The organism is Paraburkholderia terricola, assembly GCF_900142195.1.
GTDB lineage: Bacteria > Pseudomonadota > Gammaproteobacteria > Burkholderiales > Burkholderiaceae > Paraburkholderia > Paraburkholderia terricola.
Map to the genome: position 1 here is coordinate 43494 of NZ_FRAB01000004.1, position 20292 is coordinate 63785.

At 65.6% G+C, this 20292-nt stretch carries 17 protein-coding genes; 12 read left to right on the top strand and 5 right to left on the bottom strand.

The annotated features are described in order from the left end of the window. Window positions 1-50: 50 nt before the first annotated feature. On the bottom strand, window positions 51-800 hold the full coding sequence (locus tag BUE39_RS04795; protein ID WP_073427515.1) for an SDR family oxidoreductase: 750 nt from the start codon (window positions 798-800) through the stop codon (window positions 51-53). A 266-nt stretch (window positions 801-1066) separates the two neighbouring features. Between BUE39_RS04795 and BUE39_RS04800 the strand changes: the two genes are divergently transcribed. Together BUE39_RS04800 and BUE39_RS04805 are read left to right on the top strand one after the other, a co-directional pair. Then, a complete protein-coding gene (locus BUE39_RS04800; RefSeq protein ID WP_073427693.1) occupies window positions 1067-2197 on the top strand; it encodes a BMP family ABC transporter substrate-binding protein in 1131 nt (376 codons plus the stop codon). Between the two features lie 47 nt (window positions 2198-2244). After that, window positions 2245-2787, top strand: a complete 543-nt coding sequence (locus BUE39_RS04805) for a nucleoside deaminase (RefSeq protein WP_176035718.1) — start codon at window positions 2245-2247, stop codon at window positions 2785-2787. A gap of 94 nt (window positions 2788-2881) precedes the next feature. Here the strand turns inward: BUE39_RS04805 and BUE39_RS04810 are convergent, their stop codons facing one another. Next, complete coding sequence (locus tag BUE39_RS04810) at window positions 2882-3475, bottom strand: lysozyme inhibitor LprI family protein (protein WP_073427695.1); 594 nt, start codon at window positions 3473-3475, stop codon at window positions 2882-2884. 218 nt (window positions 3476-3693) lie between these two features. On the opposite strand from BUE39_RS04810, the gene BUE39_RS35870 reads away from it, so the two are divergent. The 8 genes from BUE39_RS35870 (at window position 3694) to BUE39_RS04850 (ending at window position 11615) form a co-directional block, all read left to right on the top strand. Beyond that, a complete protein-coding gene (locus BUE39_RS35870; protein ID WP_073427516.1) occupies window positions 3694-4530 on the top strand; it encodes an SH3 domain-containing protein in 837 nt (278 codons plus the stop codon). Between the two features lie 183 nt (window positions 4531-4713). Beyond that, a complete protein-coding gene (locus BUE39_RS04820) occupies window positions 4714-7023 on the top strand; it encodes a putative bifunctional diguanylate cyclase/phosphodiesterase (RefSeq protein ID WP_073427517.1) in 2310 nt (769 codons plus the stop codon). A 225-nt stretch (window positions 7024-7248) separates the two neighbouring features. Further along, window positions 7249-7437: a hypothetical protein gene (locus tag BUE39_RS04825; protein WP_073427696.1), complete on the top strand. Its 189-nt coding sequence runs from the start codon at window positions 7249-7251 to the stop codon at window positions 7435-7437. Window positions 7438-7575: 138 nt separating this feature from the next. Next, window positions 7576-8976, top strand: coding sequence for an FAD-containing oxidoreductase (locus BUE39_RS04830; protein ID WP_073427518.1), 1401 nt, complete (start codon window positions 7576-7578; stop codon window positions 8974-8976). A 55-nt stretch (window positions 8977-9031) separates the two neighbouring features. Then, window positions 9032-9382, top strand: coding sequence for a cupin domain-containing protein (locus BUE39_RS04835; RefSeq protein ID WP_073427519.1), 351 nt, complete (start codon window positions 9032-9034; stop codon window positions 9380-9382). A 184-nt stretch (window positions 9383-9566) separates the two neighbouring features. Further along, on the top strand, window positions 9567-10142 hold the full coding sequence (locus BUE39_RS04840; protein WP_073427520.1) for a TMEM175 family protein: 576 nt from the start codon (window positions 9567-9569) through the stop codon (window positions 10140-10142). Between the two features lie 5 nt (window positions 10143-10147). After that, complete coding sequence (locus BUE39_RS04845; protein WP_073427697.1) at window positions 10148-10954, top strand: hypothetical protein; 807 nt, start codon at window positions 10148-10150, stop codon at window positions 10952-10954. Between the two features lie 172 nt (window positions 10955-11126). Then, window positions 11127-11615 carry a metallophosphoesterase family protein gene (locus tag BUE39_RS04850; RefSeq protein WP_073427521.1) on the top strand — a complete coding sequence of 163 codons (489 nt, stop codon included), beginning with the start codon at window positions 11127-11129 and terminating at the stop codon, window positions 11613-11615. A gap of 76 nt (window positions 11616-11691) precedes the next feature. Here BUE39_RS04850 and proP read toward each other — a convergent pair whose 3' ends face one another. Then, complete coding sequence (gene proP / locus BUE39_RS04855; RefSeq protein WP_235004812.1) at window positions 11692-13194, bottom strand: glycine betaine/L-proline transporter ProP; 1503 nt, start codon at window positions 13192-13194, stop codon at window positions 11692-11694. Between the two features lie 647 nt (window positions 13195-13841). On the opposite strand from proP, the gene BUE39_RS04860 reads away from it, so the two are divergent. Further along, on the top strand, window positions 13842-14144 hold the full coding sequence (locus BUE39_RS04860) for a DUF1330 domain-containing protein (RefSeq protein ID WP_073427522.1): 303 nt from the start codon (window positions 13842-13844) through the stop codon (window positions 14142-14144). Window positions 14145-14227: 83 nt separating this feature from the next. Here BUE39_RS04860 and BUE39_RS04865 read toward each other — a convergent pair whose 3' ends face one another. Both BUE39_RS04865 and argA read right to left on the bottom strand, forming a co-directional pair. Beyond that, the gene (locus BUE39_RS04865) at window positions 14228-14503 is read right to left on the bottom strand and encodes an oxidative damage protection protein (protein WP_073427523.1); all 276 of its coding nucleotides are present in this window, start codon (window positions 14501-14503) and stop codon (window positions 14228-14230) included. Between the two features lie 56 nt (window positions 14504-14559). Then, window positions 14560-15948, bottom strand: coding sequence for an amino-acid N-acetyltransferase (gene argA, locus BUE39_RS04870; RefSeq protein ID WP_073427524.1), 1389 nt, complete (start codon window positions 15946-15948; stop codon window positions 14560-14562). A gap of 23 nt (window positions 15949-15971) precedes the next feature. Between argA and hrpA the strand changes: the two genes are divergently transcribed. Beyond that, a complete protein-coding gene (gene hrpA / locus BUE39_RS04875) occupies window positions 15972-20195 on the top strand; it encodes an ATP-dependent RNA helicase HrpA (RefSeq protein WP_073427525.1) in 4224 nt (1407 codons plus the stop codon). Window positions 20196-20292: the final 97 nt, after the last annotated feature.

Sequence of the window (20292 nt, forward strand, 5' to 3'; positions counted from 1 at the left end):
GGCAGGCATCGCATATCGACCCTGCCGGGCCACCGGCGCCGTGCGCCGCCTTAAAGCTGACTCATGCCGCCATCGGCGATGATTTCCGTGCCGACGATGAACGCCGATTCCGGCGCCGCCAGATGCAGCACGGTCGAGGCGATTTCCTCCGGCGTGCCGAAGCGGCCGACCGGCACCTGGCTGAGAATCTGCGCGGCGGTGGCTTCGAGCGCGGCGGCGTCGAGACCGAGCTTGCCGTAAAGCGGCGTCTGCACCGGCCCTGGGCTCACCACGTTCACGCGCACGCCTTGCGGCAGCAATTCCGCCGACAGCGTCTTCGCGAGCGAAATCACCGCGGCCTTGCTTGCCGCATACACCGACGATCCCGGCATGCCGATATGCGCATTGATCGAGCCGTTGATGACGATCGAGGCGCCACGATTGAGCAGGGGCAGTAGCGCCTGAATCTGGAAATAGGCGCCCTTCACGTTGGTGTTGAACATCGCATCCCAGAAGGCTTCCTCGACATCCGGGAAGGACGCGAACTTCGCGGTGCCCGCGTTCACGAACACCGCGTCGAGCCGGATGCCGGCGGCGCCGATCGCGGCGGCCAGTTCGCGGGCCGCGGCAACGGAGCCGGCGTCGTTGCGCACGGCCACGGCGTTCGCGCCGAGCGCGGCTTTCGCGGTGTCGAGCGCATCGGCATCGCGCCCGGTGATGACGACGCGTGCGCCTTCGTCGGCGAAGGCCTTGGCGGCCGCGAAGCCGATGCCGCTGCTGCCGCCGGTGACGAGGATCGATTTACCTTGGAAGCGAGTCATTTGATTTCTCCGAAAGAGTGGAAACGGGTTGATGTACGGATAGTGCGCTTCGGGCGGGCGCTTGCCGTACCACTTTGCCGATGTACCCGTTCGACGGAATCGAACGTGTTTGCCCGCGATCAGCATACGCGCCCGGTTATGGCCGGAATAACGAATAAAAATTTTGGCGGTGAAATTGACCTTCGAATATGGCCCCCTATGCTGGAGCCTTGCGCGAGAAGTCCCGCGCGCGGTGGCAGGCACGTTCGAACATCTTCGGAGAATCCATGAAAACAAAGCTGGCGCGGGTGCTGCATCGTTCATTGCGCATCAAAACCATCCGATCCGTTCTTGCCGCGACCGTCGGCGCGACCTTGGCCCTCAGCGCCGCGACGGCGGCCGCCGCGACCGCGCAGCCGCTCGGCATCGCCTTCGTCTATCTCGGCAATCCGGGCGATGCCGGCTGGACCTATGCGCATGAACAGGGCGTGAAGGAAGTGGAGGCGAAGTTCGGCGACAAGATCAAGGTGACGCGCGTGGAGAACGTGCCGGAGTCGGCGGATTCGGAGCGCGTGTTTCGCGATCTGGCGTCCAAGGGCAACAGGATCGTGGTGGGCTCGAGCTTCGGCTTCCAGGACTTCGAGCTGAAGGTCGCGAAGGACTTCCCGGACACGCTGTTCGAACACGCGACCGGCTACAAGAAAGCGGCCAACTTCGCCACCTACGACGTGCGCACCTATCAGAGCGCGTATCTCGCCGGTCTCGTCGCCGGCTATACGACCAAATCGAACACGCTCGGCTTTGTCGGCTCGGTGCCGGTGCCGGAAGTGGTGCGCAACATCAACGCGTTCACGATGGGCGCACGCTCGGTCAACCCGAAGGCGCGCGTGAAGGTGGTCTGGATCAATAGCTGGTTCGATCCGGGCCTCGAAAAGCAGGCCGCGGAAACGTTGATCGGCCAGGGCGCCGACGTGCTGATCCAGAACACCGATTCCACCGCGACGATGCAGACCGCCGAGCAGAAGAAGGTGCATGCGTTCGGCTGGGACTCCAACATGAAGAAGTTCGGTCCGAACGCGCAACTGGGTGCCTGCGTGAGCAACTGGGGCGTGTACTACAGCTATCTGGTGCAGCAGGTGATGGCGGGCACGTGGAACAACGCGCCGGTGTGGTGGGGGCTGAAGGAGAAAGCGATCGACCTCGCGGACATCAACACCGAGGCGGTTTCGCCGGTCGCGCAAAAAGCGTTGAGCCAGAAGCGCGAGGAGATCATCTCCGGCAAGTTCAATCCGTTCGCCGGGCCGATCGCGGATCAGTCGGGCACGGTGAAGGTCGCCGCCGGCAAGTCGCTGAGCGATGCCGAACTGCTGCGTTTGAACTGGTTCGTGCAGGGCGTGGACGGCTCGCTGCCGAAGTGACCAATCGATCGGCCTGCCAGATCAACCCTCCTCAACGGAGATCGCCCGTGAGCCTGAGCGTCTCGACCGGGGCCGCCGCAACGGCGGCCGAATATCCGCCGCAGGGTTTGCCGCCCACGCACGAGCAGATCGTGCGGCATCTGCGGCATGCGAGCCGGGTGGCCGAGCGGGCGACGTTGCTCGGCCACCATCCGTTCGGCGCGGTGCTGATCGGCCCGGACCAGGAAACCGTGTTGATGGAGCAGGGCAATGTCGACACGGTGAATCACGCCGAGTCGGTGCTGGCTCGCGTGGCGGCGTTGAATTTCACGCCGGCGTACCTGTGGAGTTGCACGTTGTACACGTCGGTCGAGCCGTGCTGCATGTGCGCCGGAACGATGTATTGGGCCAACATCGGCCGGGTGGTGTTCGGCATGACCGAGAAGCGGCTGCTCGAGGCGACCGGCGATCATGTCGAGAATCCGACCATGAGCGTCGATTGCCGGTATGTCTTCGATCATTGCCAGAAGCGGGTCGAAGTGATCGGGCCGGTGGCCGAGGTGGAAGGCGAAGTGATGGAGGTTCAGCGCCGGTTCTGGAACGGCAGATAGCGGTTCCTCTTCGGCTTCAACCGCGGTTGGGTTAGCCGTGCCTGCCGTGCGGGCATGGTTGCAGGGCAAGCAAGCACCAGCACGCTATCTCGGCTTATTGCGCGGCTCCATCGCGCATCTGCGTTCGCGTTTGCGTTTGCGTTTCTATCGGCGAGAGCATCGCCACGCCGCAAAACCAGTCGCCGCCGTGCGGCTTGTACTGCCACTGGCCGCTCTTCTCCCGGAGCACGGTCGGGCACGGCTCGTTCACCACGATCCCAGGACTCGCCGCCGTGCATTGAAGCATCGTGGTTTCGGTCGGTTGCGCGGCCGGCATCGGCGGTTTGCGCCGGGTGCCCGGTTCGGCGGGCGCGGCCGGCGTTCCCGTCCGCATGCTTTCGAGCAGCCGCCGCAGTTCCTCGATGCGCGTCGAGTACCACGTCCCCAGACAATCCGCATCGCGGCAATTCGCTTCCCGCCACGCCCACTTGCTGTCGCTGTCGGTGCGAAAGGCACGCCGGTCGACGATTCCGCGCCGCGCTTTCCAGTACAGTTGCCCCAAGGTGTCGTCGAGCTTCGAGAGCGCGGGATCGTTGCATATCATTTTCTCGGTGAGCGAGCGCCCCTTGTTGCAGTCGAAACTGGTGGCGTCGGCGTGCGGATGCGTGAGCGTCAGCGCGGCGATAAGAAGCGGGCGGAAGATTTTCATGGCGGTCCCGGCGTTGCATGGTTGTTTCATGCAATGGATGATCGGCCGGGACGCCTCGATGCAGAGGCCCGAAAAACGCATGACTTCGGATGAGTGGTTACCAAATCTTGCGCCGTGGGGGCGGCGCGCCTGGGTCTGTCTCAACGGGAACAGCACCGGGAACAGCACCGGGACACAGAGCGGGCCGCGCGAGCGCCGTCCGCAAAACGGGAGCAAGAATGAAACAACACCTCGTTCGATGTATCTGCACGGCGGCCGGTTTGCTGGCGCTGCCGGCTGCGGTCTACGCGCAGTCGCAGGCCTATACCAACGGCCCGGTCAACGTGCGCGCCGGCCCCGCGCCGGATTACCCGATCGTGACGCAGTTGCCAGGCGGCGTGCCGGTGAGCGTGATGGGCTGCCTCAGCAACTACGAATGGTGCGACGTCGCCGCGCCGAACCTGCGCGGCTGGGTGTATGCGGCGCGGCTCAGTTATCCGTACCAGGGCAGCAATGTGCCGCTGATCAATTACGGCCTGGTGATCGGCCTGCCGATCGTGACGTTCTCGATCGGCAGCTACTGGGGCAATTATTATCGCGGCCGGCCGTGGTACGGCCAGCAATCGCGCTGGGTGCATCATCCGCCGCCGCCGCCGCCGCCTCGACCGGGCGCCGGACGGCCACCGGGCTGGCGTCCGTCGGGCGGGCCGCCGCCGGGACATTCAGGTGGGCGTCCGCCGGGAGATCGGCCACCGGGGCACGTGGGCGGGCGTCCGTCCGGAGATCGGCCACATGGGAATGCGGGCGGGCGTCCGCCGGGCGGCTCGCCGCAAGGGCATGTGAGCGGGCGTCCGTCCGGAGATCGGTCACAGGGGAATGCGGGTGGGCGTCCGCCGAGCGGCCAGCCAAGGGAGCACGCTGGCGGACGGCATCAGGCCGAACCATCGGGCAACCGGGGCGGCGGGTCGCGCGGCGCTGCGCAGGGCGGCGGGGGCGGGCGTCCACAAGGCGGTCCGCCGCCGGGCGGCGCGAACCGGCCGCCCGGCGGCGGCAACAGCGGGAACGGCCGGCAATAACAGCAACGGCGGGGCCGGCTGGCGCTCCAGAAGCGCGCCAGCCATCCGGGCCGCCTCATGCGTCCCGCTCCGCCGTCTGCCTCCCTCGTCGTATGCATCGGGGATTAAAAGTGCACGCGGCTCGCGTAAACCCGGATGCGCCGCCTACACTGAAATGCCGATGTTCGGTTAGGGGGCGTACATATGAGCTGGAAAGCGACATCAGAGAACGCGATGGGAGCGACGCCCGAAGGCGCCTGCCATCGGCCGGATCTGGCCAAGGAGGTGTTGGCGTCCGAGCGCAGCGTGTTGCGGCTCATCACCCGCAACACGCCGCTGCCGGAATTGCTGGAAGAAGTCTGCCGCCGCGCGGAAGCGCTGCTCGGCGGAGGTGCGTCCTGTTCGATCCTTCTGCTGGACGCGGACGGCCGGCACGCGCGAGTGGGCGGCGCGCCGTCGCTGCCGGCGCAGTTCAACGCGGCGATCGACGGCGTCGAGATCGGCCCGCAAGTGGGCTCGTGCGGCACCGCGATGTTCGAACGGCGTCTCGTGGTCGCGGAAGACATCGAAACCGATCCGCTGTGGGCGAACTACCGGCATCTCGCCTTGCCGCTCGGCTTGCGGGCGTGCTGGTCGGTGCCGTTCGAGAACGACGCCGGCGTCGTGCTGGGCGCATTCGCGGTCTATCACCGCACGCCGCGCCGCCCGAGTGTGGAGGAAGAGGCGGTGCTGCGCGACATCGGCCGCAGCGTCGGCCTCGCCGTCCATCACGACACGATGGCGCGGCGCCTCGCGCACAGCGAGGAACATCACCGGATGGTGGTCGATCATCTGAACGAGGGCATCGTCGTGCAGTCGCGCTCGGGCCTGGTGCTGGCCTGCAATCCGAGCGCGCAGCGCATTCTGCGCACCGGTCCGCAGATCGTCGGGCGCAGTATCCGAACCGCGATGGTGCGCGCCTATCACGAGGACGGCTCGCTGGTGAGCGAGGCCGAGCGCCCGACCGTGCAGGTGCTGGCGACCGGCAAGCCGATGCTCGGCGTCACAATCGGGGTGGAACTGGTCGACGGCGATGTCGTCTGGATCACGGAGAACATCGTGCCGATCGTCAAGCCGGGCGAGAGCGAGCCCGGCTCGGTGCTGATTTCCTTCACCGACATCGGGCCGGTGCGCGAGGCGCAACGGCAGCTCAAGTTTCTCGCCACCCGGGACCCGCTCACCGGGCTATATAACCGCGCCTATCTGACCGAGCGCATGCGCGATCTGTTCGAGCCGGGCGGGTCGGCAGGCACAGGCGAGCTTGCGAGCGTGGCCGTGCTGTTCGTCGATCTCGACGGCTTCAAGAAGGTGAACGATACGGCGGGCCACGAAGCCGGCGACGCGCTGCTGTGCAGCGTGGCGCAGCGGCTCTCGGCCTGTATCGGCCGCGACGACACGCTCGCGCGCGTGGGCGGCGACGAGTTCGTGATCGTGATCAGCGCTTATGAGAATAGCGGCCAGCTAATCGGCTTCGCGCACCGCATTCTCGACATGATCGCCGTGCCGTTCGCGGTGGCGGGCAACGAGTACTACCTGGGCGCTTCCATCGGCATCAGCCTGTTTCCCGAGGACGGCCAGGACGTGGCCACGCTGATGCGCAATGCCGATTCGGCGATGTACCACGCGAAGCAGCGCGGCCGCAACAACTTCCAGTTCTTCACCGCGGAGCTGAATCAGCACCTGCAACGCCGCTTCATGATCGAGCAGTCGTTGCGGCGCGCGCTCGCCGCCGACGAACTGAGCCTCGTGTATCAGCCGATCGTCGACAGTCATGACGGCGGCACGATCGGCGCGGAAGCCCTGCTGCGCTGGTACAACAGCGAACTCGGCAACGTCTCGCCGGTGGAATTCATTCCGGTGGCCGAGGACTCGGGTCTGATCGTCGAGATCGGCGACTGGGTGCTGACGCGCGCCTGCGAGCAGGTCGCGCAATGGCGGCGCACGCTGGCGCCGGATCTGATCGTCGCGGTGAATCTGTCGCCGCGGCAGTTCAACGACGGTCTGGTGGCGCGGATCGAGCGCTGCCTCGCGCGCTCCGGGCTCGAACCGGCGGCGCTGGAACTGGAAATCACCGAACGCCTTTTGATGAGCGACACCGATACGGTCCTGCCCATGCTGAACGCGTTGACCGCGCTGGGCGTGCGCATTTCCGTCGACGACTTCGGCACCGGCTATTCGTCGCTGTCGTATCTGAAGCGGTTTCCGCTGCATAACCTGAAGATCGACCGTTCGTTCGTCGCGGGCTTGCCGGATCATCGCGACTCCATTGCGATTACCCAGGCGGTGGTGGCAATGGCGCATTCGCTCGGCATGAACGTGACGGCGGAAGGCGTGGAGACAGCGGAGCAGGCGGCGTTCTTGCGGACGATCAAGTGCGACAAGCAGCAGGGGTACTTCTATAGCCGGCCGGTCGGCGCGAATGCTTACGCCCGCAGCCTGTGCGACGCGCAAGCGCGGCTGGTCAACGTGTCATGAGCGCGTAGGCGGCCTGCGCCGCTATCCCGCTTGCGCGGGCGCACGTTGGGCAGGCGCTGGGCAGGCGCAAGCCGCTTCCCGGCACGGAGCGCCGATTGTTCAGTTTCCCAAACAAGTGCCTTCGCGTTCGCGGTATTTATCCGCGACGTCGTTCTCCCTAGAATCCTCCCATCGAAATGGAAGTTGAGCGCGGCGCCACGGCGGTCCCGTGCGATGGGAGCCGTCATGCCAGCCTTGATCAAAAACCAGCTTTACCGGCCATCGGTGGTCTTGCCGATGGTCGCCCTCATGCAAGTCATGGTGTCGCAAGACTTCAATCTCGGCCAGGTCGGCTGGGTCATGGCGGCGCGCGGCGCGCGGGCCGCGCTGCAACGCTCGCGCGAATTGATCTGCGCCGCGCATTGCCACGCCTGAGCGCGGCGACAGGAGAATCGCGCCGTGCCGGTTCGCGGCGCAAAAACGGAAACGCGGTAAAGCGGTAACGCGGTGACGCGACTTCAGGCGCTGGGCGTAAGATGCTACGACCTGCACCCCAGCCTCTGGAGAGTTGCCATGCCACAGCACTTCGACGCAGTTGTGATCGGCACGGGACAAGGCGGCGCGCCGCTCGCCGTGCGTCTCGGTCAAAGCGGCCGCAAAACCGCGGTCATCGAACGCGCGGCCTTCGGCGGAACGTGCGTGAACGTGGGCTGCACGCCGACCAAATCCTATGTGGCCAGTGCCCGCGCGGCGCACGTGGCGCGCCACGCGGCGGAACTGGGCGTGCAGGTGAGCGGGGCGGTCGGCGTCGATCTGGCGGCGGTGAAAGCGCGCAAGGACCGGATCATCGGACAATCGCGCGACGGTGTCGAGACATGGCTGCGCGGCGCGCACAACGTGACGGTCTTCAACGGCCACGCGCGTTTCACCGGCGCGCATGCGCTTTCCATCAGCGGGCCGGACGGTGCGCTGCTCCACGAACTCAACGCCGACGAAATCTTCATCAACACCGGCACGCGCGCGGTCGTGCCGCCGCTCGAAGGCATCGAGCGGATTCGTTACTACACCAACTCCAGTCTGCTTGAGCTGACGGAATTGCCGAGTCATCTGGTGATCGTCGGCGCGAGCTATATCGCGCTCGAATTCGCGCAGATCTTCCGGCGCTTCGGTAGCCGCGTGACGGTGCTGGTGCGAGGCGAGCGCGTGCTCACGCGCGAGGATGCCGATCTCGCCGAATCCGTGCAGAAGGTGCTGGCGCGCGAAGGCGTCGAGTTTCGGTTCGGCGTGCAGCCTTCACGGGTCGAGCCGCATCCGCATCGCGCGAACGAGGTGTGCATCGGCTTCGAGCAGAACGTTCCCGCGCTCGAGGCGTCGCATTTGCTGTTCGCCACCGGCCGCGAGCCGAATACCGACGACCTCGGCCTCGCCGCCGCCGGCATCGCGACGGATAAGCACGGCACGATTCCCGTCGACGGCCAGTTGCGCACCAGCGTGCCCGGCGTGTGGGCCATCGGCGACGCCAACGGGCGCGGCGCGTTCACGCATACGTCCTACGACGACTATCAGATCGTGGCGGCCAATCTGCTCGACGGCGGCGCGCGCAGCGTCGACACGCGGATCATGGCGTATGCGGTGTTCGTCGATCCGCCGCTCGCGCGCGTCGGGCTCTCGGAGGCCGACGTGCGCAAGTCGGGCCGCGACGCGTTGATCGCCACCCTGCCGATGTCGCGCGTCGGCCGCGCCCGCGAACGCGGCGAGACCGACGGCTTCATGAAGGTGCTGGTGGACGCGCAAAGCAAGCGGATTCTCGGCGCGGCGATTCACGGCATTGAAGGCGACGAAGCGATTCACACGTTCATCGACATCATGACGGCGGGCGCGCCGTATCCGACCTTGCAGTACGCCATGCACATTCATCCGACCATCAGCGAACTGGTGCCGACCTTGCTCGACGGACTGAAGCCGATGAAGTGAACGGCGAGTGCGATCGACGAGCACCATCGACCAATACCAGCAGCGAGTCCATGCGATGAAACGCGCAATCCGCAGCGGCAATCTGTTCGACCACGGTGAGCCGGCAAGCTCGGACGAACGAGTCGACGCGCTCGTCGAGCGCGGCGGGGTGACCATCGAGCGGATCGTATCGACCGGGCAGGCCAGCCCGCCGGGCTTCTGGTACGACAGCCCGCGCGCCGAATGGGTCGTGCTGCTGAGCGGCGCGGCCGCGCTCGAATTCGAGGGCGAACCGCAGCCGCACCCGATGAAGCCCGGCGACCACGTGCTGATCGAAGCGCATTGCCGGCATCGGGTCGCATGGACGAGCGAGACGGAGCCGAGCGTATGGCTTGCGGTGTATTACCCGGACGGCGCCGCGGATTGAGCGTTGTTGCTTGCGCCGTAGATATGCGTTGTCGGTCGAGAGTCGGCGCGCATGTGTGCAAGCGGTTCGAACCCGCATCGACAAAGCGGCGCGGCATCGCCGATAATCGGCGGCGGCGCGAGCCGTCCGCGGGACGCGGGCGACGCTATGCGCCCAACCGCATTCATCATCAGGAAACCGACCGATGGGCAAGGGACGCATCGAAGCCTTCAGCGATGGTGTGATCGCCATCATCATCACGATCATGGTGCTCGAACTGAAGGTGCCGGAAGGCCACGATCTCGCCGCGCTGCGCCCCATGCTGCCGGTGTTCTGCGCATACGTGCTGAGCTTCATCTACGTGGGCATCTACTGGAACAATCATCACCACATGTTCCATGCGGTGCAGCGGGTCAATGGCGCGGTGTTGTGGGCCAATCTCCATCTGCTGTTCTGGTTGTCGCTGATGCCGGCCGTCACGCATTGGATCGGCGAGAGCCATCTGGCCTCGTGGCCGACCGCGATGTACGGCGTCGTGCTGTGCATGTCGGCGATCGCCTACTTCATTCTCACGCGCGTGCTGATCCGCGAGCATGGCGGGGACTCGACGCTTGCCAAGGCGGTCGGCAGCGACTTCAAGGGCAAGGTCTCGGTGGTCATCAACCTGGTGGGCATCGCGCTCGCATTCGTCGTGCCGTGGGTCTCGGCGGCGCTCTATACGTTGGTCGCGGCGTGGTGGCTGGTGCCCGACCGGCGTATCGAGCACGTGCTGGAAGCGTAAGCGTGTTGCTGGCGCTCAAGCTCGCACTGGTGCCGGCGTTTCTTGCCGCGCTGACCGTGGCGGGGCGCGTCTGGGGACCGTCGGTGGCGGGATGGCTGGCGGGGCTGCCGGTCGTCGCCGGGCCGATCGTCCTGCTGCTCGCGCTCGAACGCGGCCCGGCATTCGCGGCGCAGGCGTCGGCGGCGTCGATCGCGGCGATTGCGGCATCGGAAGCGTTCAACTTTACATATGCGTGGACGTGCCGGCGTTTTGCGTGGCCGCTTGCGCTGACGGTCGGCATGGCGGGGTGGGTCGGCGTGGCGATGTTGCTCACGCAACTGGCGAGCGGGCTCATGTGGGCGGTGGCGGCGGCAGGCGTGGCCGTCGCGGTTTCGCAAGGCGGCTTGCCGCGTGCGTCGGGGCCTGTGCCGGCCGCGCGCGGCGGGCTCGGCGATCTCGCCGTGCGCATGCTTACCGGCGCGCTGCTGACGGTCGCGGTCACGACGTTGTCCGCGTCGATGGGCGCGACCTGGAGCGGATTGCTCTCGGTGTTTCCGTTGCTCGGGATCGTGCTCGCGGTATCGGCGCAACGCGCGCACGGCGCGGACTTCGTCGCGTTGCTCATGCGCGGCATGGTGATCGGCCGCGCGTCGTTCACGGCGTTCTTCGCGGTGACCGCGACGATGCTGCCGCATGACGGTGTATGGCTGAGCTTTGCGTGCGCGGCGGTGGTGTCGGTGATCGTGCAAGGCGCGAGCAAGCGGATGCTTGCTGCCAAGCGGCCGGTTGGGGCTTTGTCGCGTGAGCTTGTTGAGCGGCAATCGGTGGATTGAAGCCGTAGGGCCGTTGTGCCCCCGCTAGTTGACTGCAGGCGCGGAATCCGCCGAACCTGAATTCGCGGCTTGCCAGCGTTAGTTGGCCAAGCCGCTGCGGGGTTCGGTCGCAAGCACGAACTCGCGCAAACCGTTGCGCGCAAACCGAGCCCGTTTCGCTGATACTTGCGTCATGACTGCCCGCACAAAAAACGCTTCCTCCACCCGCGTCGGCCTCATCTCCGACACGCACAACCTCGTGCGTCCCGAAGCGCTGCGCTATCTCGCCGGCTGCGACGCGATCATCCACGCGGGCGACATCTGCAATCCGGCAGTGCTCGAGGCGCTCGTGAAGATCGCGCCGGTCACGGCGGTGCGCGGCAACAACGACATCGGCGAGTGGGCCGCATCGCTGCCGACGCACGCCAGGCTCGCCGTCCAGCAAGTGACCATTCTCGTCGCGCACGACATCGCCGACGTGCTTGCCGATCCGCACAGCGAGGGCATCGGCGTGGTGGTCACCGGTCACTCGCACAAGCCGTCGGTCAGCGAACGCGACGGTGTGCTGTTCGTCAATCCCGGCAGCGCCGGCCCACGGCGCTTCAAGCTGCCGGTTTCGGCCGGCATGTTGATCGTCGATGGCGCGCACGCGACGGCGCGATTCGATTCCCTGCTGACATAAAAAAACGGGCCGGCAAACTTGCCGACCCGTTCTGACACGTCAGTTCTCAACTACCGCGCTAGCGCGCAACCCGGCGTCACGCGCGCGCCGTCGCCGCCGCTGCATAACTTTCGTCCATCTCCGCGGCTTCACGCTCGCCGCGCAGCACCGCATGCGCTTCCGCGTGCGTGGCCACGCACGGGCCCGAGCCGAGGAGGGGCTTGCGCGCCGTTTCGCGCAGCGCGATTACCGAGACGATGCCGATCAGCGACGCGCCCATCAGGTAGTACGCGGGCATCATCAGATTGCCGGTGCTGTCGACCAGCCACGCGGCGACCAGCGGCGTCGTGCCGCCGAACAGCGATACGGAAATGTTGAAGCCGATCGCGAGCGCGCCGTAGCGGATTTTGGTCGGGAACAGCGCCGGCAGCGCCGACGGCATCACGCCGGTAAAGCATGACAGCAGCACGCCGAGAATCATCAGGCCGCCGAACACCGGCAGCACCGTGCCCATGCGGATCAACAGCAGCGCGGGAATCGACAGCGCGAACAGCCCCACGCAACCGAACAGCATGACCGGCTTGCGGCCGATCGCGTCGGACAGACGGCCGGCGGCGAGCGTCATCGGCATCATCAGCACCATCACGAGCAGCACGAGGAAGAGACCGTGCGTTTCGTTGAAGTGCAGCGTGGCCGACAGATAGCTCGGCAGATACGACAGCGCCATGTAATCGGTCACGTTGAAGATCAGCACGAGGCCCACGCACAGCAAAAGCGGCTTCCATTGCTGCGCGAGCAGCTCGCGAAACGATTGCTTCGGCAGCGACTTGTCCTCGGCTTCGCGTTGCTCGGCCTGCTTTTTGAACGCGGGCGTTTCTTCCAGCTTCATCCGGATGTACAGACCCACCAGACCCAGCGGACCCGCGATCAGGAACGGCACGCGCCAGCCCCATGACAGCAGCGCCTCGTTCGACAGTGCCGCGGTCAGCACGGCAACCGTCCCCGCGCCGAGCACGTAGCCGATCAGCGTGCCGAACTCCAGGAAGCTGCCCATGAAGCCGCGCCGCTTGTCCGTCGAGAATTCGGCGATGAAGGTGGCCGCGCCGCCGTACTCGCCGCCGGTCGAGAAGCCCTGCACGAGGCGCGCGACCAGCAACAGCACCGGCGCGAAAATGCCGATCGTCGCGTAGCTCGGAATCAGGCCGATTGCGAAGGTGCCGAGCGCCATCATGATCATGGTCATCGCCAGCACGCGCTGACGGCCGATGCGGTCGCCCAGCGGCCCGAACACCATGCCGCCGACCGGCCGCACGAGAAACGCCGCGGCGAACGTGCCGAAGGTGGCGATCAACTGCGCGGACGGACTCGACGACGGGAAGAACACCTTGCCGAGCGTGACGGCGATGTAGCTGTACACGCCGAAATCGAACCATTCCATCGCGTTGCCGAGCGCCATTGCGCCGACGGCCCGCTTGAGGAGTGATTTGTCGACGACGGTGATGTCGTCCAGAGAGAGGCGTTGTTCTTCTTTGTGGTGTCGCCAGAAGCCGTTGCTGGAAGCGGTCAAGGTTAAAACTCCGATGACTGCGACGAAACTCATGATGCGCATGAACGTTCCGCCACGGTTGCTGGAAAAGTGCGTTTCACGAAACCCGCGATGGCGTATGCCTCGTCGCAAGGAACGAAGAAGCGGGGCGCAAAAACACAACGCCCGTGCCTCGCGGATGATTCGCGAAAAACACTCGTCTGGATCGTGCTGACTGTTGCACCTGCGTGGCCGTGGAAGGGGGGCAGGTGCATGAGGACGCTGGGTTGGCCGAAAGCTGGCCCAGGCGCCGCTGGAAGGCTTGAAACGAAAAAGGCCGGTGCTTTATTCGCCGCTGGGGAAACGCGAGGGAACCTCAGGCAGGAAAACGACCGACAAGCCTTCTTGTATAAAAACTGTTCGATTTCAACATGGCACCCGCACTGCGGGCCACAATGAAAAGAAACGTTAATGAGGTGAAATGCTGTTGGAACGATGAACATGATAGCACGATGACAGAGGATCGCGCAAACCTTGGGCTCGCGGGGCGTCGAGCGAGGGCGTTCGGGAGGCCGGCGGCGCGGACCGCTGGTTGGTTCCGTAGTGAGATGGAGTAGGGGAAAACTGCGCCAGGGTAAAGCTAAAAATGACTGCTGTCCTTGCCGACTACAATGGATGGGTCACAGTCGGCGGTGGGACGACACCGCGAAAAGGATTGCGCCATGACCGCCTATCTGATTGCCGATGTCGATGTCACCAACCCCGCCGTTTTCGAAGAGTACAAACGAGAAGTGCCCGCTACCGAGGCGCGCTATGGCGGCAAATATCTGGGCCGTGGCGGACTGACGAAAATTCTCGAAGGCGATTGGCAGCCGCATCGTCTCGTCATCATCGAGTTTCCGGACATGGCTTCGTTGATGGCGTGGTATGAGTCGCCCGAGTACGCCCCTCTGAAGGCGATCCGCGAAACATGCGCGAGGACGCGGATCATCGCGCTGGAAGGGATTGCGGCCGTCCCGTCGTAGCAACGTCGCCGCCGGCACAAAAAAATCCGCGCACGCGGCGCGGATTTTTCAGTGGCGCACAAACGCCGGCAAAACGCGAAAACTCACTCCGCCGAGGGCGGCACATAACCCTGCGCCGTATCCGCGCCTTCTCCGAAAAAGAACTTCTCGGTCTGCTTCATCAGATACTGGCGTGCGCGCGGATCGGCCATGTTCAGCCGGTTTTCATTGATCAGCATGGTTTGCTGCTTCAACCACGCCTGCCAGGCTTCCTTCGAGATGCTTTCGTAGATCCGCTTGCCGAGTTCGCCCGGCAGCGGCGGGAAATCGAGACCTTCGGCTTCCTTGCCGAGCTTCGCGCATTGAACCATACGAGTCATGCTGTGCTTCTCCTGTAATCGAATGTGGGGCGGGCAGGCGCTGTATATGGGGCCGCTCAGAGCTGTTTCATCAGCACGAGCGATTTGCGCTGCCAGTTATAGAGTCTGCGGCGGTCTTCGGGCAGGTCGTCGACGGTCACCTTGACGAAGCCGCGCTTGAGGAACCAGTGCTCGGTGCGCGTGGTGAGCACGAAAATGCGCGTGAGGCCGCGCGCCCGCGCGCGTTGCTCGATGCGCTTCAGGAGCCGCTCGCCGTCGCCGGTGCCTTGCGCCTCGGGCGCGACCGTCAGGCACGCCATTTCGCCGATGCGCTCCTGCGTGTACGGATACAGCGCCGCGCAGCCGAACAGTACGCCATCGTGCTCGATCACCGAGAAATGGTCGATGTCGCGTTCGATCTGGTGACGTCCGCGCCGGACCAGCGTGCCGTCCGATTCCAGCGGCTCGATCAGCGCGAGAATGCCGCCGACGTCGTCCGGCGTGGCTTCGCGCAGGCTTTCGAGGTTCTCGTACGAGATCATCGTGCCCACGCCGTCGTGCAGGAACAGTTCGAGCAGCAGGCTGCCGTCGAGCGCGTACGGGATGATGTGCGCGCGCGCCACGCCGCCGCGGCAGGCGCGAATCGAATGCTTCAGATAAAAGCCCGCGTCGCCGGTGACTTCGCCGCTTTCATGCAGCTTGTAGGCGTCGTCGAGCGACAGTTCGCGGATCAGTTCGGCGCCTTCCTCGCCGGCTTGCATCAGGCCCGGCGTTTCGGTCAGGAACACGATCTTGTCGGCGCGCAGCGCGATAGCGGCGGCCGACGCGACGTCTTCCATCGCCAGGTTGAAGGCCTCGCCGGTGGGCGAGAAGCCGAGCGGCGAGAGCAGCACCAGCTTGCGGCTCGCGAGCGAATGGCGGATCGAGTCCGCGTCGATCTTGCGCACCACGCCGGTGTGGGCGAAATCGACGCCGTCCAGAATGCCGACCGGCCGCGCCGTCACGAAGTTGCCCGATACCACGCTGATGTGCGCGTGCGCCATCGGCGTGTTCGGCAAGCCCTGGCTGATCGCGGCCTCGATGTCCAGACGCACTTCGCCGGCCGCTTCTTTCGCCGATTCGAGCGCGCGCGCGTCGGTGATGCGCATGCCGTGCGAAAATTCAGACTCCACTCCGTGCAAACTCATCTGCTCTTCGACCTGCGGTCGCGAGCCGTGCACCAGAACGATCTGGATGCCCATGGCCTGCAGCAGCGCGATGTCGGACACGAGCGCATTCAGGAGCCCCTGATGCACCACCTCGCCACCGAAGCCGACGACGAACGTCTTGTTTCGGAACGCGTGGATATACGGGGCGACGGAGCGCATCCAGTCGACGAATTGCGCATGCTGTGCGAGGTTTTCCGTTGCTCCGGCGGGGGCCGGAGCGCTCGCGGGCGCGGGGACGAGGTCGGTTTGGGAATTCATGCCGGGGATTATAATGCGCCCCCATGTCGAATGTACCCAAAAGTCCCGCTGCGGCGAACGAGAATGCGGCGCCGGCCGCCGATCAGATGAATGCCGGCGACGCGAAGCGTAGCGATGCGCCGCCCACGCCAAAACCGGCGCGCGAGCCGCGGCGTGCGACGGAAGGCGCGCCGGTGTCGGCGCAGAAAAGCAAGCCGCCGCGTGAGGCGCGCCGCGAGCCGCGCGAGCCACGTGCGCCGCGCGCTCAGCGTATCGTCGAACCCAACCCGATTCCGCCGATCACCTTCCCCGAGGCGCTGCCGGTCTCCGCCCGCCGCGACGAGATCGCCAAGGCCATCGCGCGGAATCAGGTGGTGATCGTCTCCGGCGAGACCGGCTCCGGCAAAACCACCCAGTTGCCGAAGATCTGCCTCGCGTTGGGGCGCGGTCTGGGCGCCGGCGGCGCCGGTCTGATCGGCCACACGCAGCCGCGCCGGATCGCCGCGTCGGCGACGGGCCGCCGCATTGCCGAGGAACTCGGCACGCCGTTCGGCGAAGTGGTCGGCTACAAGGTGCGCTTCACGGACAACCTGTCGCCGGGCGCGTCGGTCAAGCTGATGACCGACGGCATTCTGCTCGCCGAAACGCAAACCGACCCGCTGCTCAAGGCGTATGACACGCTGATCATCGACGAAGCGCACGAGCGCAGCCTGAACATCGATTTTCTGCTCGGCTATCTGAAGGAAATCCTCGTCAGGCGCCCGGATCTGAAGCTGATCGTGACCTCGGCCACCATCGACGCGGACCGCTTCGCGCGCCACTTCGGCAGCGAGGAGAAGCCCGCGCCGGTGATCGAAGTGAGCGGGCGTCTGTATCCGGTCGAGGTGCGCTATCGGCCGGTGGCGGAAGACAGCCCGGCGGTGAAGGCGGCGGAAGGCACGTCCCCGGCGCCGTCGTCGCGCGAATCGCGTGACAGGCCGAAAACTCAACGGGAATTTGGCAAGGACCGCGATCGCGATCTGATGGAAGCGATCGTCGACGCCGTCGACGAACTCTGCCGCGAAGGCCCCGGCGACGTGCTGGTGTTCCTGCCCGGCGAGCGCGAAATCCGCGACGCCGCCGAGGCGCTGCGCAAGCACCATCCGCCGCACACCGAAATCCTGCCGCTGTTCGCGCGGCTTTCCGCCGCCGAACAGGAGCGCGTGTTCCGCACCTCGAACGCGCGCCGCATCGTGCTCGCCACCAACGTCGCCGAAACCTCGCTGACGGTGCCGGGCATTCGCTATGTGGTCGACTCCGGCCTCGCGCGCGTGAAGCGCTACTCGTATCGCAACAAGGTCGAGCAGTTGCAGGTCGAGTCGATTTCGCAGGCCGCCGCCAATCAGCGGGCCGGGCGCTGCGGCCGGGTTGCGGACGGCATCTGCATTCGGCTGTACGAGGAAAGCGACTATCAGGGCCGCGTGCGCTTCACCGATCCGGAGATTTTGCGTTCGTCGCTGGCCTCGGTGATTCTGCGGATGAAGTCGCTGCATCTCACGGCGATCGAAACCTTCCCGTTCATCGAACCGCCGCCGGGCCGCGCGATCGCCGACGGTTATCAACTGCTCAATGAACTGGGCGCGGTCGATGACGATAACGACCTCACGCCGCTCGGCCGCGAACTCGCGCGTTTGCCGCTCGATCCGCGCGTCGGCCGGATGATCCTGGCCGCGCGCGATCAGCAGGCGTTGAAGGAAGTGCTGATCATCGCGAGCGCGCTGTCCGTGCAGGACCCGCGCGACCGGCCGATCGAGGCGCAGGAGCAAGCCGACCAGGCGCATCGCCGGTTCGCCGACGAACGCTCCGAATTCCTGCAGTGGCTGAAAATCTGGAACTGGTTCGAGGAAGCGATCGCGCACAAGAAGTCGAACCGGCAGTTGCAGGACGAGTGCCGCAAGAACTTCCTGTCGCAACTGCGCCTGCGCGAATGGCGCGACGTGCATTCGCAACTATTGACGGTGGTGCGCGAGCACGGCTGGCGTCTGAACGAAGCCGAGGCGACCTTCGAGCAGATTCACCTTGCGCTGCTGACCGGCCTGCTCGGCAACATCGGCCTGAAAGCCGACGACGAACCGTATTACCTCGGCGCGCGCGGCATCAAGTTTTACCTGTGGCCGGGCTCGGCGCTGGTGAAGAAGGCGGGCAAGTGGGCGATGGCCGCCGAACTGGTCGAGACGAGCCGTTTGTACGCGCGCTGCATCGCGAAGATCGAGCCCGAATGGATCGAGAAGATCGGCGCGCATCTGCTGAAGAAATCGCTCTCCGAGCCGCATTGGGAGAAGCGCGCGGCGCAGGTGTCGGCGTTCGAGCGGGCGGTGCTGTACGGGTTGCCGATCTATCACCGGCGGCGCGTGAGCTTCGGCAAGCAGGACCCGGCGCGCGCGCGGGAGTTGTTCATTCGCGGCGCGCTGGTCGAAGGCGAGTTCGATACGAAGCTCGCGTTCTTCGTGCACAACCGCAAGTTGCTCGCCGACATCGAGCAACTGGAGCACAAGTCGCGCCGTCAGGACGTGCTGGTCGACGACGAACTGATTTTCGCCTTCTACGACCAGGCGTTGCCGAAGGGCATTTACACCGGCGCGTCGTTCGAGCGCTGGTATCGCGACGAGGTGAAAAAGAGCGGCCAGCCTGAAGAGAAGCTGCGCCTGCTGTATCTGTCGCGCGACGATCTGATGCGGCATGAAGCCGCCGGCGTGACGACCGATCTGTTCCCGAAGCGCATGACGATGGCGGGCGTCGAGATGACGCTCACCTATCACTTCGAGCCGGGTTCGCCGCGCGACGGCGTGACGCTCGCGGTGCCGCTCTACGCGCTGAACCAGGTCGACGCACGGCGCTGCGAGTGGCTCGTGCCGGGCATGCTGAAGGAGAAGACGCACCTGCTGCTGAAGTCCTTGCCGCAGAAGCTGCGCCGTCATTGCGTGCCGGTGCCGGAGTACGCGGCGGGTTTCGTCGAACGGCACGGCGGGCCGCGCTTCGGCGCGGGCGGTTTGCTCGAATCGCTGATCGCGGATATTCGCGAGCAGACCCAGGTCGCGATGAAACAGTCGGACTTCAAGCTGGAAACGCTGCCGCCGCATCTGTTCATGAACTTCAAGGTTATCGACGAACATGGGCGGCAGCTCGCGATGGGACGCAATCTGTCGCAACTGCGCGCCGAACTCGGCGGGCAGGCGCAGCAGCATTTTCAGAAGATCGCGTCGAGCGCGGCCGGGGCGGCGTTGGCGGGGGCGGGCGGTGGCGGTGTCGCGGGCGCTTCGCCGGTAGCCGCTTCCGCGGGCGCCGCCGGTTCGCCGGGCGGCGGCGCGCAGCGAGGCAAGGGCGCGGCGGTGAGCGGTCCCCAAACCGCGCAGCCTGGCGGCGCGCAAGGCACCGCGCTCTACGAAAAACTGACGACGTGGAATTTCGGCAAGCTCCCCGAGTTGCTCGAGATTCGCCGTGGCGGGCAGACCCTGTTCGGCTATCCCGCGCTGGTGGATCGCGGCGCGCACTGCGACGTCGAGGTGTTCGATTCGCCGGACGAAGCCGCGCGGATTCATCGCGCGGGTTTGCGGCGTCTGTTCGCGTTGCAGTTGAAGGAGCCGATCAAGTATCTGGAAAAGAATCTGCCGGGCTTGCGTGAGATGGCGATGCTGTTCATGCCGCGCGGCACCCAGGAGGAGTTGCGCGATCAGCTGATCGACACCGCGCTCGACCGCGCCTGTCTGCAAGAGCCGCTGCCTGACGACGACGTGAGTTTTCACACGCGCCGCGACGAGGGCCGCAGCCGGCTCACCTTATTGGCGCAGGAAATTTCGCGGCTGGTGGGGCAGATCCTCGGTGAATATGCGGGCGTGACCAAGAAACTGGTGCAGGCAAAGTCGTTCACGGCCGCGCACGCCGACATGCTGAATCAGCTCGATGGACTGATCGGCAAGCGCTTCGTGGTCGATACGCCGTATCCGCAGTTGGCGCATTTTCCGCGCTATCTGAAGGGGATCGCGCTGCGGGTCGACAAGCTGAAGGCCGATCCCGCGCGCGACGCCCGGCAGTTCGCCGAGTTTCAGCCGTTGTGGCAGAACTATCAGCGCGCGGTCGCGCAACGCGGCGGCGTGCTGGACCCGCGCTTGTCGGAGTTCCGCTGGCTGTTGGAGGAGCTGCGCGTTTCCCTGTTCGCGCAGGAGTTGCGCACGCCGATGCCGGTTTCGGTGAAGCGTCTGTACAAAGTGTGGGAGTCGATGCAGCGCTGATGGGGCGGCTCGCAGTCGCTCGATGCGGGCGGCTTGCGAGTATGCCGCCAGGCTTTGGCTTAAAAAACGCGCGATGGCGCTCCTTTTGAGAACGACA